This window comes from Rhodovulum sulfidophilum DSM 1374 (assembly GCF_001633165.1).
Classification (GTDB): Bacteria; Pseudomonadota; Alphaproteobacteria; order Rhodobacterales; family Rhodobacteraceae; genus Rhodovulum; species Rhodovulum sulfidophilum.
Genome location: NZ_CP015418.1, coordinates 1,156,114 through 1,171,240, shown reverse-complemented (window position 1 = coordinate 1,171,240; position 15,127 = coordinate 1,156,114). Strand labels below are relative to the sequence as shown.

The window sequence follows — 15,127 nt, the reverse complement described above, 5'->3', positions numbered from 1 at the left end:
CTTAAATAGCCTTGCGGCGATATTGTTCCAATGTGGCACCGCGTCTCTTGCGCTCGCGCGCCTCGAGCTGGGCCAGGATCGCGATGATCTCGCCGGCGCGGCCCTCTCCCCAGGGGTTGTCGGACGGCCGCCGGGTCGCCGTCGCCTCGACCAGATAGGCGCATTCGGCCAGCGGCTTGCCGTAAAGCACGGCCGAGCGCGGCATCGCGCTGACCGTCAGGGCCTGGATCGAGGACCAGATCAGCCAGCCGAGCTTCTGTCTCTTGTTGGTATAGGCGCGGCGGGTGATGTTGTCGTAATCGGCGCGGCGCACCTCGCGGCCGATGGCCGCATAGATGTTGCGCGCGGCGAAGATGCCCGGACGGCAGGCGAAGGGCAGCTCGGCCACCCCCGGCTCGGAGCGGAAGTAAAGCCGGTTGGCATCGGCCAGCAGTTTCTGGGTCAGGCGCCGGATGCTGGGCGAGGGCTGGGGCCGGGCCAGGAATTCCTCGACGTCGAGCCCCGCCTCGTTCATCCATTCCAGAGGCAGGAAGAACCGGCCCTCGGCCGCGTCCTCGCCGACATCGCGGGCGATGTTGGTCAGCTGCATCGCGACGCCCAGATCGCAGGCCCGCGCCAGCGCATGCGGATCGCGGACCCGCATCAGCACCGCCATCATCACCCCGACCGCAGCCGCGACCCGCGCCGAATAGGCATAGACCCCCGACAGCGTCTCGTAGCGCCGCCCCATCGCATCCCAGGCCATGCCCTCCAGCAGCGCCTCGGGCAGGGTGCGCGGCATCTCGAACTCGTCGACCACCGCGGCGAAGGCCCGGTCGCAGGGCGCGTTCCGGGGCTGGCCGCGATAGATCAGGTCCAGCCGCTCGCCCAGCATCAGGACGGCGGCCGACTTGTCATGGGTCAGGTCGACCGCGTCATCGGTCAGCCGGCAGAAGGCGTAAAGCGCCAGCGACGGGTCGCGGACCCGCGCCGGCAGCAGTTTCGAGGCCGCATGGAAGGAATAGGACCCGGTCCGGATCGAGTCCTCGCAATGCTTCAGGTCCGCCGGATCGATCATCTCAGCCTGCCGCGACGCTGTCCGCATCGGGCACCAGCTTGGCCATCACCTCGGCCGAGGTGACGACGCTGGGCAGGCCCGCGCCGGGATGGGTGCCCGCGCCCACCAGATAGAGGCCCTCGACCTCCTCGCTGACATTGTGCGGACGGAAATTGGCGCTCTGGAAGATCCGGGGCTCCAGCGAGAAACCCGCGCCATAGGGCGAGAGATAGCGCGACTGGAAGCTTTCAGGGGTGAAGACGAGGCTGGTCGAGACATGCTCGCCAAGCCCCGGCAGCAGTTTCTCTTCCATCACCGCCTGCACCGATTGGCGGTAGCTTTCGGCATGAGCCTTCCAGTCGACGGGGTTGTCGCAATGCAGGTTCGGCACCGGCGACAGCGCATAGAAGGTGTCGTCGCCCTCGGGCGCGGCCGAGGGGTCGGTGACCGTCGGCCGGTGGATGTAAAGGCTCATATCCTCGGCCAGTTCCTCGGGCCGGAAGAAGATGTCCTTCACCAGCCCCTTGTAGCGCGGCCCGTTCAGCACGGTGTGATGGCCCACATCGGCCCATTTGCCGCGGGTGCCCTTGGTGCCGAAATACCAGACGAACAGGCCCATCGACCAGCGCTTCTTCGCCAGGCTCTCGTCGGTCCACCGCCAGCGGCGGGTGTTGCGCAGAAGGTGGCTGTAGGTGAAGCCCGCATCGGCATTCGAGACCACGACATCGGCGTTCAGCACCTCGCCCGAGGCCAGCCGGACCCCGGTCGCGCGATGCTTCTTCACCAGGATCTCGTCGACCTCGGTCTTCATCCGGAGCGTACCGCCCTGGCCCTCGATCACCCCGGCCATGGCCTCCGCGAGCGCGGCGACGCCGCCCATCGCGTAATGCACGCCGAATTCCTTCTCGAGATAGCTCACGAGGATGTACATCGAGGTGACGTTGAACGGGTCGCCGCCGATGAACAGCGGATGGAAGGACAGCGCCATGCGCAGGCGTTCGTCCTTCACCCGGCTCGCGGCATGGGCATAGACCGAACGGTCGGCGCGCAGCATCCCGAAGATGTGCAGGACCTTCACCAGATCCTTCCATTCGTTCATCGGACGGCGGCCGAGCCCCTCGAAGCCGAACCAGTAACGCTTCTCGGCATCCTTCAGGAACTGGTCATAGCCCGCCAGGTCGTCGGGCGAGATCCGCGCCACCTCGGCCCGCATCTTCTCGGTATCCTGCTGCGCCCGGAAACGCTCGCCATCGGCGAAGACGATCTCGTAGAACGGATCCATCGGCGCCAGCGTGACATCCTGGTCGAAATCGCGCCCGCAGGCGGCCCAGAGTTCGCGGAAGACCTGCGGCACGGTGACGATGGTCGGCCCCAGATCGAAGCGGTGCCCGTCCTGCCAGATCGCCGAACCGCGCCCGCCGGGCATGTCGAGCTTGTCGACCACCGTCACCCGGTAGCCCTTGGCGCCAAGCCGCATCGCGGCGGCAAGCCCGCCCAACCCGGCTCCGATTACAACGGCGTGCGGGCGGCCCGCCCGAACAGCTTCATCCGCCAGGGCGGGATCGACTCGTGTCATCATGTCGCTAGGTTAAACCTGTCTAGTTTAGTTTACAATGCTTCTACCGGATACGCGCCGGGGGCGGCAGGTTCCTTGCGGTCGCACCCCGAAGAGCCCAGAAGATGATCGACAGCCGGTTTAGGAGAGTCGCAAATGCAAGTCGTCACCATCAGTTTTTTCCGTTATGACAACTGGGCTTCGCGCCTCGAAGCGCTGAGCCAGATGGCCCGCGGGCGCTTCGCGCTGAAGTCGGTTCCGGGGCTGGAATTCTTCAAGCTTCTGGGCACCGGCTCGGATGAGGGGTTCAACCCCCGCCCCAATGTCGACGTCAACGCGATTCTCTGCGTCTGGCCCGACATGGCCACCGCCAAGGCGGGCCTGAAGGGCTCGATCACCCACCGGACGCTGCGCGATCATTCCTGCGAGACCTATACGATCTACCTCACCCCCACCTCGGCCCGCGGCATGTGGTCCGGGGTCGAGCCGCTGCAGGTGACCGAGAAGGCCGAGGAAGGCCCGCTGGCCGTCCTGACCCGCGCCACCGTCAAGCTGCCGGTCGCGCTGCAGTTCTGGAAGCATGTGCCGCAGATCCAGAAAGAGGTCGCGGCCGATCCGACCTGCGTCTTCCACATGGGCCTGGCCGAGGTGCCCTGGGTGCAGCAGGTGACCTTCTCGCTCTGGCAGGGCACCGGCACCATGGCGGGCTTCGCCCATGGCCAGACCCCGCATGGCCGCGCGATCCGGGCCGCCTATGGCGATCACTGGTTCAAGGAAGACCTTTATGCCCGCTTCAAAATCCTCGAGGAAGAGGGTACGTGGGAAGGCGGCAGCCCGATGGCCAAGCTGAAATCGGACTCCAGACCGGCCGCTCCGGCCCCTGCCGAGCCCGCCGCGACCGAGAAACCCGCGGCCCAAGCGCCCGCGAAGCCCAAGAAAGCTCCCAGGAAGTCCCGGGGGTCCAAGAAATCGAAAGTGTCCGCATGACTCAACCCTTTCCCTTCTCCGCCATCGTCGGCCAGGAGGAGATGAAGCAGGCGATGATCCTCACGGCGATCGATCCGGGGATCGGTGGCGTTCTGGTGTTCGGCGACCGCGGAACCGGCAAATCGACGGCCGTCCGCGCGCTGGCCGCGCTGCTGCCGCCGATCCAGGCGGTGGCAAGCTGCCCGGTCAACTCGCCCTCGCTCGACCGGTGCCCGGACTGGGCGCATCTGACCTCGACCGAGATCGTCACCCGGCCGACCCCCGTCGTCGATCTGCCGCTCGGCGTGACCGAGGACCGGGTGGTCGGCGCCCTCGACATCGAGAAGGCGCTGACCAACGGCGAGAAGGCGTTCGAGCCGGGCCTGCTGGCCCGGGCCAATCGCGGCTATCTCTATATCGACGAGGTCAACCTTCTCGAGGATCACATCGTCGACCTGCTGCTTGACGTCGCCCAGTCGGGCGAGAACGTGGTCGAGCGCGAGGGCCTGTCGATCCGGCACCCGGCCCGCTTCGTGCTGGTCGGCTCGGGCAACCCCGAAGAGGGCGAGCTGCGGCCGCAGCTTCTCGACCGGTTCGGGCTGTCGGTCGAGGTCTCCTCGCCCAAGGATATCGACACCCGGATCGAGGTGATCCGCCGTCGCGACAGCTACGAGATGGACTATGAGGGCTTCATGGAGACATGGCGCCCTGCCGATGCCGATCTGCGCGAGAAGATCATCGCCGCCCGCAACCATCTGAAAACGATGAAAAGCGACGAGGCGGTGCTGCGCGACTGCGCCGAGCTGTGCCTTGCGCTGGGCTCGGACGGGCTGAGGGGCGAGCTGACGCTGCTGAAGGCCTCGCGCGCGCTGGCGGCCTTCGAGGGGGCCGATGCGGTCAGCCGGGCGCATGTGCGCCAGGTCGCGCCCTCGGCGCTGCGCCACCGCCTGCGCCGCGATCCTCTGGACGAGGCCGGGTCCACCACCCGCGTGGGCCGTGTGGTCGAGGAGGTGCTGGGTGAGCCTGCCTGACGGCATCTGGACCCGGGTCGAGATCGGCCTGAACGCACTGGCCGTCGATCCGGCCGGGCTGGGGGGCCTGTGGCTCCGCGCCCGGTCGGGGCCGGTGCGCGACCGGGTGATCGAGGCCCTGCCCGCCCTGCCCCTGCCGCTCAAGCGCCTGCATCCCTCGATCGGCGACGAGCAGCTTTTCGGCGGCATCGACCTGACCGCGACACTGTCCTCGGGCAAGCTGGTCGAGCGGGCGGGCCTTCTGGCCGAGCCCGCGATCCTGGTTCTGCCGATGGCCGAACGCACCCAGCCGGGCTTGGCCGCGCGGCTGGCCGGGGCGCTCGATCAGGGCACCGGGCATTGCCTGGTCGCGATGGACGAGGGCGCCGAGCCGCAGGAGACCCTGCCCGAGGCGCTGACCGACCGGCTGGCGCTGCATCTCGATCTCGACGCCCTGCCCTGGGGCCAGACCGAGCGCATCGCGATGGACGGGGACGCGCTGGCCGCGGCCCGGGCCCGGCTGCCGGGCGTTCGGGCGGGCGACAAGGTGCTGGAGGATCTGACGATTCTTGCGGTGCGGCTGGGCATCGACTCGCTGCGTGCGCCGATGCTGGCGCTGAAGGCCGCCAAGGCGCTGGCCGCGCTGGCGGGCAATGACGAGGTCGATCAGGACGATCTGAGCGCCGCCGTCCAGCTGGTGCTGGCGCCCCGTGCCACGCAGTTCCCCGAGGAGGAACCGGACGAGGACGAGCAGCCGCCGCAGGACCCGCCCCCGCCCGATCCCGACCCCGAGCAGAACCAGAACGATCAGGACGAGGGCGAAAGCCAGTCGCTGGACGATTTGCCGCTGCAGGACATCCTGCTCGAGGCCGCCAAGGCCACGCTTCCGGCCGATCTGCTGGCCAATCTCGCCGCGCAGAAGGCGCAGCGCGCGGGCGGCGGCATTTCCGGCGCCGGCGCCAAGCGCAAGGGCAACCGACGCGGACGGCCGATCCCGCCGCGGCGCGGACGGCTCGATACCGGTGCCCGGCTCGACGTGATCTCGACGCTGCGCGCGGCCGCGCCCTGGCAGACCATCCGCAAACGCGAATCGAGCTTCGAGCGGTCCCTGCACATCCGCACGGACGACTTCCGGATCAAGCGCTTCGAGGAGAAATCCGACCGGCTCCTGATCTTCGTGGTCGATGCCTCGGGCTCGGCGGCGATGACCCGTCTGGCCGAGGCCAAAGGCGCGGTCGAGCTGCTGCTGGCCGAGGCCTATGCTAGGCGCGACCATGTCGCGCTGGTCGCGTTCCGGGGCGAGGCGGCCGAGCTGCTGCTGCCGCCGACGCGGTCGCTGGTGCAGACCAAGCGGCGGCTCGCGGCGCTTCCGGGCGGCGGCGGCACGCCGCTGGCGGCGGGGCTGAAGACCGCGCTGGAACTGGCGATCCAGTCCAAGGGGCGGGGCATGACGCCGACCGTCGCGCTGCTGACCGACGGGCGGGCGAATATCGCGCTTGACGGCACCGCCAACAGGACGATGGCGACCGAGGATGCGACGCGGATGGCGACCGCGATCCGGGCCAACGGCTATCCGGCCATGGTGATCGACATGGGCCAGCGGCCCGAGCGGTCGCTGAAGGCCCTGGCCGAGACGCTGGGCGCGCCCTATATCCCGCTGCCGAGGGCCGATGCCGACCGGCTCTCGACCGCCGTATCGGCCGCGCTCGACGCCTGAGGGGACGCATGGACTGGGACCGGGACGGATATGACTGGCCGAACCGGGAATTCTCCCGGTTCGTGCGCCACCGCCCGCATTACTGGCACCTTCAGGAGGCCGGCGACGGGCCGGTCCTGCTGTTGCTGCACGGCACCGGCGGCGCCACCCATAGCTGGCGCGATGTCTTCCCGATCCTCGCCGAGCGCTATCACGTGGTCGCGCTCGACCTGCCCGGTCAGGGCTTCACCAAGCTCGGCGCCCGCCAGCGCTGCAGCCTCAATGCGATGAGCCGGGACATCTCGGCGCTGCTTGACGGCGAGGGGCTGCAACCCGACGCCATCATAGGCCATTCCGCCGGCGCCGCGCTGGCGCTTCGGATGGTGCGCGACCTGAAACAGCCGCCGCGGGCCCTGGTCGGGATCAACGCCGCGCTGGAGGCGTTCAAGGGGGCCGCAGGCTTCCTGTTTCCGATGATGGCGCGGATGATGGCGCTGAACCCGTTCTCGGCCTCGGAAATCTCGCGCTGGCTCGGCAATGCCGCCGGGGTCGAATACATGATCGCCGGGATCGGCAGCCGGATCTCGCCCGAGGGGCTCGCGCTCTACCGTCGGCTCGTGGCCGACCGCCACCATACCGACGCGACGCTGGCCATGGTGGCGCAATGGTCTCTGGACGGGCTCTGGCACGACCTGCCCGGGATCGACCTGCCGACGCTTCTGATCGTGGGAGAGGACGATCGCGCGGTGCCGGTCGCGGGCTCGGTGCGTGCAGCGGCGAGGTTGCCGCAGGCCGAGCTCGCGCGGTTCCCAGGGCTCGGCCATCTGGCCCATGAAGAGGCCCCCGAAGCGGTCACGGCCCGGATCGAGACCTTCCTCGCACAGCATCTGTAGGCCGCCGCGCCCGGTCGGGCCTCCGGCCAGCAAAAAGGCCGCCGGGGCTACCAGCGGCCGTTTCGCAGGACGGGACGCGCTTATTCGTGGATGCCGAAGCTCGCGATATAGGCGAAGACGTCGCGGATTTCCTGTTCCTTCACGCGCTGATTGGTCATCAGCCCGCGACCCTTCGGATCTTCGGTGTAATTGCGCAGGAACTCGGTCGGGTTCGGCACGTATTTGACCAGCTCTTCCTCGGTCCAGACCAGACCCTTCTCGCCGGCTTCCTTCATCAGCTTGGAATAGCGGAAGCCATCGATGGCGGCGGCATGGCGACCGGGCATCTGGAACAGGTTCGGGCCGACCTTGGCATTGCGACCGGCAACCACCTCGCCCGCGTCGTTCTTGACCACATGGCAGGTCTGGCAGACCTTGTTGAAGACCTTCTCGCCCGCAGCCGCATCGCCCGTCACATCGAGGGCAAGCGCCGGACCGGCAATCATGGCCGCGGCGGTGGCGGCGATGGCGAATTTAGAAATCATGGGTCTCTCCCTGACTCAGCTGAACCGGTGCATAACATGGAACGCGGGTCTCCGAAGGTCAATCTATATGGGTTGCTAAAAAAAGGATTTACGATCAAAGTATTAACCCCAGACGACCCCGAAGCCGTACACGCCTGACGCGAAACTCTGGTTTTCGTCCATTTCCAGACCGGATGCGCCCGGGGCCGCCCCGAACCGATTCGCAAGCGGTGCCGGTCAGGTCCTGCTCAGGTCGTTGGACGGGATCTTGTCCTTCTCGGCGCTTGCCTTCCGCTCGGGCAGCATCCAGCGCCAGAGCCGTTCATCGGGCAGCGGCAGCACCATCAGCCAGTGCTCCAGCAGCGCCAGCGCGGTGATCGTGGTCAGAAGCCCGAAGCCCACCTTGTCATGCGGCGCGCCGACCGCGAAAAGCCGCTCCATGAAACAGGCCACCGCAAAGGTCAGCGCCGAGATCGAAATCGGGAACAGCCAGTTCAGCCGCGAGATCTTGAAATGGCTGGGCAGATGCGAAAGCGGCGTCGGCAGGAACTCGATATTGATCTTGGGCACGCCGAGAAACAGGTTCAGCTTGGCCGAGATCCGGGCGAAGAACAGGACGATGAAGGTCCAGACCCCGACCCCGTTGGCCGAACCGTGGCTGGTGACCAGCATCGCGAACAGGATCACCACCAGCAGCGTCTCGTGATAGGCGATGGTGCCATAGGCCCGCATGAACCTCTCCCAGCCGCGCGCATGCGGGTGACAGCGGGTCGTGTTCGGCCCGGTGATGACACCGGTCAGGAAGGCCAGTTCGACCCAGCCCCAGATCGCGATGGCCGAGAGAAAGGCCAGATAGGCGGTCGCCACGGTCTCGACATGGCGGGTCACCTCGAACAGCCACACCCCGCCGCCCAGAAGCGGCAGGGCCATGACCGTGGCCCGAAGATGCGCAAGGCGGCCGCGATGTTCGGCGCGGCGCACGACGATCAGGATTGCCCCGGTCGAGAACCACCAGATGAAGAAGGCGGCCAGTGCCGCGAACCACGCCGTTGCGATCAATAGACTGGCTCCAGACGGGGCGAGGCCGGCACCTCATGCCGCCGCGCGGGGATCGTCAGAAGCGACAGGAAGGCCCCGGCCGCCCGGGCCGATCCCGCCCATTGGGCGAGCTTGCCGGCCACGCCGCCGCGCTTGCGCGCCGCGTCGATGGCGACGCTGGCCTCCTGCAGGGCGGCCAGGCCCCTGGCCCAGCGCGGATGGTCGATATCGAGCGTGATCGGGAAGATCTGCCGCGACAGCTCCGAGGTCTTGCGGAAGACCTCCTGGCCGTACCAGTCGGTATCGACGCCCAGTGCCTTGTGAAATTCGGGCCGCTGGTGGTCGCGCACATGCATGGTGGCGAAGACCGCGGTCAGGAAGAACTTGATCCACAGCACATTGACGCCCGAGGTCAGTTTCGGGTCGGTCTTCATCAGAAGCGCGAAGGCCTCGCCATGGCGGAACTCGTCATTGCACCATTCGCGGAACCACTTGAAGATCGGGTGGAACCGCTTTTCCGGATGCGCCTCGAGATGGCGGAAGATCGTGATGTAGCGGGCATAGCCGATCTTCTCGCTCAGATAGGTGGCGTAGTAGATGAATTTCGGCCGGAAGTAGGTGTATTTCTTCTTCTGGGTCAGAAAGCCAAGATTGACCGCGATCCCGGCCTCGCGCAGCGCGTCGTTGATGAAGCCTGCATGGCGCGCCTCGTCGCGGGCCATCAGCTGGAACAGCTCGGTCACGTCATGGTTCGAGCCGCGACGCTTCATCTCCTTGTAGAGCACGCAGCCCGAAAACTCGGCGGTGCAGGAGCTGATCAGGAAGTCGATGAACTCCTTCTTCAACTCGGGCTCCATCCCGTCCCAGTCGACATGGTCCCAGGTCTCGTCCTTGCGGAAATGGCCCTTGTTCGGATCGGCCTGCATCTCGGCGATCAGCGCGTCCCAGTCGGCCCGGACCGGGGTCACGTCGATGGCGTCGAGCGCCTCGAAATCGGTGGTGTAGAAGCGCGGCGTCAGCAGGGTGTCCTGCATCGCGACGGCGGTCGCGGTCTCGCTGTCCAGAACGGCCTGCTGTTCCTGAATCGCGAGGCTTTCCTCGACGGTGGTGGCATCGGCGGTATGGGCGTTCACAGCTTCACCTCCTCGGAAAAGGAGAATTCGCAAAGCTCCATGAATTCCAGATCGCCGGTCAGTCGCGTCCACAGACGTTCGAGCGGCGTGGCCCGGGTGATGATGGCGGTGCGGTCCTCCCTGACCACTTCGCCATAGGGGGCCATGATCTCGGGGCCCTGCACCAGCACCTCGTCGCCCGGATGCACGACGGCCCCGTTGTTGAACCGGACATGCGCATGCAGGCTTTCGAACCTGTGCGAGACCTCAACCGTACAAGGTGCGGTCTCCTTCCGTCGGGTGAAAATTCCCATCTTTCGGTTCCCTGTTTTTAGATGTGGAGGGCATGTTCCCGATCCCTCCGGTCAGTCCAGCAGCCGCGCGAAGGCTGCCGTGTTGTCGGCACCGAAGCCGACCAGTTCCGCACGCCAGCCTGTCTGGTCGTCGTACAGAGAAATCCGCCCATCCTCGAACCGGACCAGACGGACCGGGGCGTCGAGCGGCACGCCGGCCTGCTTGCGCTTGAGCTCGAGCGCCCGCCAGACCCCGGCCACGAAGCCGCCCTCGTTGGGGGCGAACTCGAAGACCTGGTTGCCCTCGGTATCGTAGACCTTCGCCGAGCCGTCGATCTTGGCGCTGATCACGATCTGGCGCTCCACCGCCACCGGGGCTCCCGCATCAGGAAGCGCGTCGAGCGGCCGGTCGGTCAGCCGCGCGTAACTCACCAGGATCAGCGCGAAAAGCGCGACCCCGAACATGCCCTTGATCAGGATCGGAGGGATCTTCTCTCCGTGGTTGTAAGGGCCGGTATGCCGGTTGTTTCGAGCCATCTTCTGCTACTCCGCTGCGACGGTGTCGTCGGCATCGACGCGCGTGAGCCGGGGCTCGGAGACCCGCGTTTCCGCCGCGTCGGCAATCAGTCGGGCGATCTTCGCCGCGTCGGGGATACAGCGGAACGCGGGTTCCGTGCGGGCCATCCGCCAGGGACGGATATGGGGCCAGCACAGAAGATACGAGAACTTGGTCGTTCCCATCAATTCGAAGGCGATCGTGCCGCTCCCGGATTTCCGAAGGTCGAGATTGGCATTGCCGATCTGGGTATAGGGCAGGTTCAGCGTCATATCGAGCGCCGCTCCGATCCGGAGCGCCACACGCCGGTTGGTGACGGTATAGACGGTGGCCCGCGCCTGGACGAAGGCCGTGATCAGCAGCAGCAGGCAGACCACGGCCCCCAGGACCAGGAAGAACGACGACGCGACCGCCGCCTGCGACCAGGGCATGGTCTCGGCAGCGACGATCATGCGCCACAGGAAGAGAACGACGAAATAACCGCCCACCCAGAACAGGGCGAGGCTCTCACGGGCGAGCGCCCACCAGTCGGGCCGGCCCTGCCAGAGGATATGTTCCCCCTCGGGCAGGCGCTCCGGCAGTCCCTTGATCGGTTCGGCGGCGAAATCGTCGTCGGACATTGCGTCCCTTCCTCAGAATTGCGGTTCGAGCCGCTCGGCGGGGTCGGCGTAAAGCTTGCCGCCCGCGTAATAGGCACAGACCTTGTCTTCTTCGAGCTTGGTGATCTGCTTGGCCGACTTGATGGTCGGAACGGCGGCGAAATGCTTGCCGTAGATCGAGTGCACCGAGACCTCGGGCTTGAACCAGCCGATCTTGGCCAGCTGCATCGGCAGCAGGCGGCGGCCGCCGCCATGGGCCTCGTCAAGTTCCAGTTCGAGATAGCGCACCAGCTGTTCGGGCTCGTCGACCCACATGTCGACAATGGTGCCGACCGCCTCGCCGTCGCCCGCGATCACCGGCATGCCGCGCGGGTCGCGACCGGCCGAGACCTTGAAGGTCTTCAGCACCGAGAGCGGCTGGATCTTCGGATGGCCGCGGCCGTCGAGCTCGGGCTCGTCCTTGCGGGCGCACCAGGCAGCCGGGCCCACGCCGTCGACCATCGGATCGCCGGTCGGCTCCAGCGGGTAGCCGTTGCTCTTGGTGACCTTCTGCAGTGCCAGATCCGCGTTGCGGGGGTCGGTCTGCATGTCGGGCACGGTCTTTTCGCCCTGGCCATGCGGCAGCTTGAAGGTCTTGGCCGCGGGCAGCGGGAACATGCCCTGGTTCGGCGCGGCATTCCCCACCTCGTCTTCCAGCGGGTAGCCCTCATGCATGTTCATCCGCTGGAGATAGAAGATCAGCCCAGCGAAGAACAGCCAGAACGACCAGATGGCCAGACTGGCAATGTCGAAGTTTCCGAAAAAAGCGTTGACCATGGGTATCGGTCCTCCGGGTCAGGTTGGGAAGTCGGCCAGCCCGATCTTGGCCGAGGAATCCCTGTTGGGATGGTTGCGGTCCTGTGGGCGCACAAGCGGCCCCAGAACCATGAGTGTCACGAAGAGAAGGACGATCTCAATGTGGTAGACCGCCGCGTATCCGGTGGCCGGCGTGTTGAGCCCTTCGCCCAGAACGCCCGCCGTCGCGAGATGCCCGATTCCGTCGCGCAAGGCCCCGCCCAGCGCCACGGCCAGCCCCGAGGCGGTGGCCTGCGCCGCGCCCCAGGCCCCGAGCGCAAGCCCGCGACCGGCGAAATCCCGCACCGGCAGCGCCATCGCCGCGGTCAGGGTCGAGACCGAGAACAGCCCGCCGCCAAAGCCGATCAGCATCGCGCCGAAGAAGAACAGAAGGCCCGAATGCAGCGGCCCGGCAAAGATCACCAGGGTGAAGGCGACGATGCCGCCGAGAATGCCCAGCGCCCCCATCCGGTGCGAATTCATGCCCTGCCCCAGCCAGCGCGCCGCCAGCCCGAAGCCGATCAGCGCCCCGAAGGCCCAAAGCGCGGTCAGAAGCGTGGTCGATGAGACCGACAGCCCGAGGATCTGCCCGCCATAGGGTTCCAGCAGCACATCCTGCATCGAGAAGGCCAGCGTGCCGACGAACACAACCGCCAGAAGCCGTCCGGCGCTGCCGCCCTTCAGGAAGTCGCGCCAGGCATCGCCGAAGCCCGGCTGCGGCGCCTCGCGCTCTTCCTTCGACATCGGGCACATGCGCTCCTGTTTCCAGAGCGCGACGAGGTTCAGCAGGATCGTCACCACGGCGGCGCCCTGCACCACCCGGATCAGCCGGATAGACGAGAAATCGCGCAGGAGCCAGCCGATGACGATGGACGAAATCCCCATCCCCAGGAGGAACATGACGTAAAGCAGCGCCACCACCCGCGGCCGGGTCTCGTCGGTGGCGCGATCCGAGGCCAGCGCCAGGCCCGCGGTCTGGGTCATGTGCAGCCCGAGGCCGGTCATCAGGAAGGCGATGGCGGCAAAGACCTCGCCCGCCCAGGTCGGGCCCAGCGTCTGGTCGCCCGACAACAGCAAAAGCGAAAACGGCATGATCGCCAGCCCGCCCATCTGCCAGAGCGTGCCGAACCACATGTAGGGGACGCGCTTCCAGCCGATGGCCGATCTGTGATTGTCGGACCGAAAGCCCATCAGCGCGCGGAAGGGCGCGACCAGGACCGGCACGGCGATCATCATCGCCACGACGATCGCCGGCACCGAAAGCTCGACGATCATCACCCGGTTCAGCGTGCCCAGCAGCATCACCGTCGCCATCCCCACCGACACCTGGAACAGCGACAGCCGCAACAGCTCGTTCATCGGCAGACCGTCCGAGGCGGCATCGGCGAAGGGAAGGAACTTCGCCGACATCCTGGTCAGGGGATGAGGCTTCTTGCTCATCTTTCAAGCTCCATGGCCTGGCTGATATAAAACCCCTTGGCGACCCGCGCGACGGCGCGCAGCCGCCCCTTGACCAGGGCCTTGCGCAGCGCGCTGGCAATCCTGGCCTCGGAATGCGGAATGATCCGGGGCGAGCGGTCCGACCGCGGGAAGAGCTTGCCGGTCACATGCATGACGCTCAGCAGCGGCGTCTTCGGCGCGACGGTGAAGACGATCTTGCCGCGGGTGCGGGGCGCAAGCTTGCCCAGGGCCTCGGCGATGTCGCGGGCCTGATAGTGGATCAGGCTGTCCATCGCCATGACATAGTCGAAACGCCCCAGCCGTTCGCTCAGCATGTCGCCCGCCACGAAGGTGATCTGGCGATGATACTTGTCGGGGATCCGGCTTTTCGCGACATCAAGCAGGCTTTGCGAAATGTCGCAGGCCACCACCTCGGCGCCGCGCTGGACGAGCTCCAGCGTCATCGGCCCGGCGCCGCAACCGGCATCGAGCACGCGGCAGCCGGTCAGGTCCTCGGGCAGCCGCGCCAGCATCGCGGCACGCATCTGGTCGCGCCCCTCGCGCACCGTCTGGCGGATGCGCGATACCGGCGCGTCGGAGGTCAGGTTCTCCCACGTCTTGGCGGCCGTGCGGCCGAAATAGGTCTCGAGTCGTTCCCGGGTGCGGGCGTAGCTGTCCATCAATCGAACCCAAGCAATTCAAAGATTTCCCGGTCCGGCAGCGGATGCGGCGCCAGGGGCTCTGTCCCGGCCAGAAGCAATTCCGCCAGCCGCACATATTCGGCACGGCACTGCACGATATCCTCGTCATCGGGCATCTCGAACAGCGTTTTCTTCATCAGCCGCGAACGCCGGATCGCATCGACCAGCGGCATATGCGCAATCCGGTCGAAGCCCACCCGGTTGCAATACTTGTCGACCTGATCGGTATCCTCGGAGCGGTTCGCGATGCAACCCGCAAGCCGCACGTTGTAGTTCTTGGACTTGGCCTGAACCGCGGCGATGATCCGGTTCATGGCGTAGATCGAGTCGAAATCGTTCGCGGTCACGATCACCGCCCGGTCGGCATGTTGCAAGGGCGCCGCGAAGCCGCCGCAGACCACGTCGCCCAGGACGTCGAAGATCACCACATCGGTATCTTCCAGCATGTGGTGCTGCTTGAGCAGCTTGACGGTCTGGCCCACGACATAGCCGCCGCAGCCGGTGCCCGCCGGCGGTCCGCCCGCCTCGACGCACATCACGCCGTTGAAGCCCTCGACCATGAAATCCTCGGGGCGCAGTTCTTCGGGGTGGAAATCCACCTCCTTGAGCACGTCGATCACCGTGGATTGCAGATGGCCGGTGAGGGTGAAGGTCGAATCGTGCTTGGGATCGCAGCCGATCTGCAGCACGCGCTTGCCCAGCATCGAGAAGGCCGCCGACAGGTTCGACGAGGTCGTCGACTTGCCGATCCCGCCCTTGCCGTAGATCGAAAAGACCTTCGCCCCCTCGATCTTCATCGTTTCGTCCTGATGGACCTGGACGGAGCCTTCGCCGTCTTCGCCCTTCAGCACAGGAATGTCGTCTCTGGGGCTCATTGGTTCCCTCCGTTCGCGGC

Annotated in this window: 16 protein-coding genes; 4 read left to right on the top strand and 12 right to left on the bottom strand. The window is 66.6% G+C overall.

Going from position 1 to position 15,127, the window contains the following annotated elements; genetic code table 11:
• Window position 1: 1 nt before the first annotated feature.
• Together crtB and A6W98_RS05640 are read right to left on the bottom strand one after the other, a co-directional pair.
• Window positions 2-1,057, bottom strand: coding sequence for a 15-cis-phytoene synthase (crtB, locus tag A6W98_RS05645; protein WP_042458935.1), 1,056 nt, complete (start codon window positions 1,055-1,057; stop codon window positions 2-4).
• Window position 1,058: 1 nt separating this feature from the next.
• A complete protein-coding gene (locus A6W98_RS05640) occupies window positions 1,059-2,615 on the bottom strand; it encodes a phytoene desaturase (protein ID WP_042458932.1) in 1,557 nt (518 codons plus the stop codon).
• Between the two features lie 132 nt (window positions 2,616-2,747).
• Here A6W98_RS05640 and A6W98_RS05635 point away from each other — a divergent pair, with 132 nt between their 5' ends.
• Genes A6W98_RS05635 through bchO form a run of 4 tightly spaced genes read left to right on the top strand, consistent with a single transcriptional unit; the run spans window position 2,748 to window position 7,156 of the window.
• Complete coding sequence (locus tag A6W98_RS05635) at window positions 2,748-3,578, top strand: hypothetical protein (protein ID WP_052677940.1); 831 nt, start codon at window positions 2,748-2,750, stop codon at window positions 3,576-3,578.
• Window positions 3,575-4,588 carry a magnesium chelatase ATPase subunit I gene (gene bchI, locus A6W98_RS05630; RefSeq protein WP_042458929.1) on the top strand — a complete coding sequence of 338 codons (1,014 nt, stop codon included), beginning with the start codon at window positions 3,575-3,577 and terminating at the stop codon, window positions 4,586-4,588. Before A6W98_RS05635 ends, bchI begins: the two co-directional genes overlap by 4 nt.
• The gene (locus A6W98_RS05625; RefSeq protein ID WP_042464606.1) at window positions 4,581-6,284 is read left to right on the top strand and encodes a magnesium chelatase subunit D; all 1,704 of its coding nucleotides are present in this window, start codon (window positions 4,581-4,583) and stop codon (window positions 6,282-6,284) included. Before bchI ends, A6W98_RS05625 begins: the two co-directional genes overlap by 8 nt.
• An 8-nt stretch (window positions 6,285-6,292) precedes the next feature.
• Complete coding sequence (gene bchO, locus A6W98_RS05620; RefSeq protein WP_042458926.1) at window positions 6,293-7,156, top strand: alpha/beta fold hydrolase BchO; 864 nt, start codon at window positions 6,293-6,295, stop codon at window positions 7,154-7,156.
• An 80-nt stretch (window positions 7,157-7,236) separates the two neighbouring features.
• On the opposite strand, the gene A6W98_RS05615 is transcribed toward bchO, so the two are convergent.
• From A6W98_RS05615 to bchL, 10 genes are all read right to left on the bottom strand, one after another.
• Window positions 7,237-7,680 carry a c-type cytochrome gene (locus A6W98_RS05615; RefSeq protein ID WP_042458924.1) on the bottom strand — a complete coding sequence of 148 codons (444 nt, stop codon included), beginning with the start codon at window positions 7,678-7,680 and terminating at the stop codon, window positions 7,237-7,239.
• A 216-nt stretch (window positions 7,681-7,896) separates the two neighbouring features.
• Window positions 7,897-8,718 carry a putative photosynthetic complex assembly protein PuhE gene (gene puhE / locus A6W98_RS05610; RefSeq protein WP_042458920.1) on the bottom strand — a complete coding sequence of 274 codons (822 nt, stop codon included), beginning with the start codon at window positions 8,716-8,718 and terminating at the stop codon, window positions 7,897-7,899.
• Window positions 8,715-9,830 carry a magnesium-protoporphyrin IX monomethyl ester (oxidative) cyclase gene (gene acsF / locus A6W98_RS05605; RefSeq protein WP_042458917.1) on the bottom strand — a complete coding sequence of 372 codons (1,116 nt, stop codon included), beginning with the start codon at window positions 9,828-9,830 and terminating at the stop codon, window positions 8,715-8,717. The genes puhE and acsF overlap by 4 nt, the downstream gene beginning before the upstream one ends.
• A complete protein-coding gene (locus A6W98_RS05600) occupies window positions 9,827-10,123 on the bottom strand; it encodes a hypothetical protein (protein ID WP_042458914.1) in 297 nt (98 codons plus the stop codon). The genes acsF and A6W98_RS05600 overlap by 4 nt, the downstream gene beginning before the upstream one ends.
• A gap of 51 nt (window positions 10,124-10,174) precedes the next feature.
• Window positions 10,175-10,639 (bottom strand): photosynthetic complex assembly protein PuhC, encoded by a 465-nt coding sequence (gene puhC, locus A6W98_RS05595; RefSeq protein WP_042458912.1) that lies wholly within the window; start codon window positions 10,637-10,639, stop codon window positions 10,175-10,177.
• 6 nt (window positions 10,640-10,645) lie between these two features.
• A complete protein-coding gene (puhB, locus tag A6W98_RS05590) occupies window positions 10,646-11,278 on the bottom strand; it encodes a photosynthetic complex putative assembly protein PuhB (protein WP_042458909.1) in 633 nt (210 codons plus the stop codon).
• A 12-nt stretch (window positions 11,279-11,290) separates the two neighbouring features.
• On the bottom strand, window positions 11,291-12,073 hold the full coding sequence (puhA, locus tag A6W98_RS05585) for a photosynthetic reaction center subunit H (RefSeq protein WP_042458906.1): 783 nt from the start codon (window positions 12,071-12,073) through the stop codon (window positions 11,291-11,293).
• An 18-nt stretch (window positions 12,074-12,091) separates the two neighbouring features.
• Complete coding sequence (locus A6W98_RS05580) at window positions 12,092-13,531, bottom strand: PucC family protein (RefSeq protein ID WP_042458904.1); 1,440 nt, start codon at window positions 13,529-13,531, stop codon at window positions 12,092-12,094.
• On the bottom strand, window positions 13,528-14,211 hold the full coding sequence (gene bchM / locus A6W98_RS05575; RefSeq protein WP_042458900.1) for a magnesium protoporphyrin IX methyltransferase: 684 nt from the start codon (window positions 14,209-14,211) through the stop codon (window positions 13,528-13,530). Before bchM ends, A6W98_RS05580 begins: the two co-directional genes overlap by 4 nt.
• On the bottom strand, window positions 14,211-15,107 hold the full coding sequence (bchL, locus tag A6W98_RS05570) for a ferredoxin:protochlorophyllide reductase (ATP-dependent) iron-sulfur ATP-binding protein (RefSeq protein ID WP_042458897.1): 897 nt from the start codon (window positions 15,105-15,107) through the stop codon (window positions 14,211-14,213). The genes bchM and bchL overlap by 1 nt, the downstream gene beginning before the upstream one ends.
• Window positions 15,108-15,127: the final 20 nt, after the last annotated feature.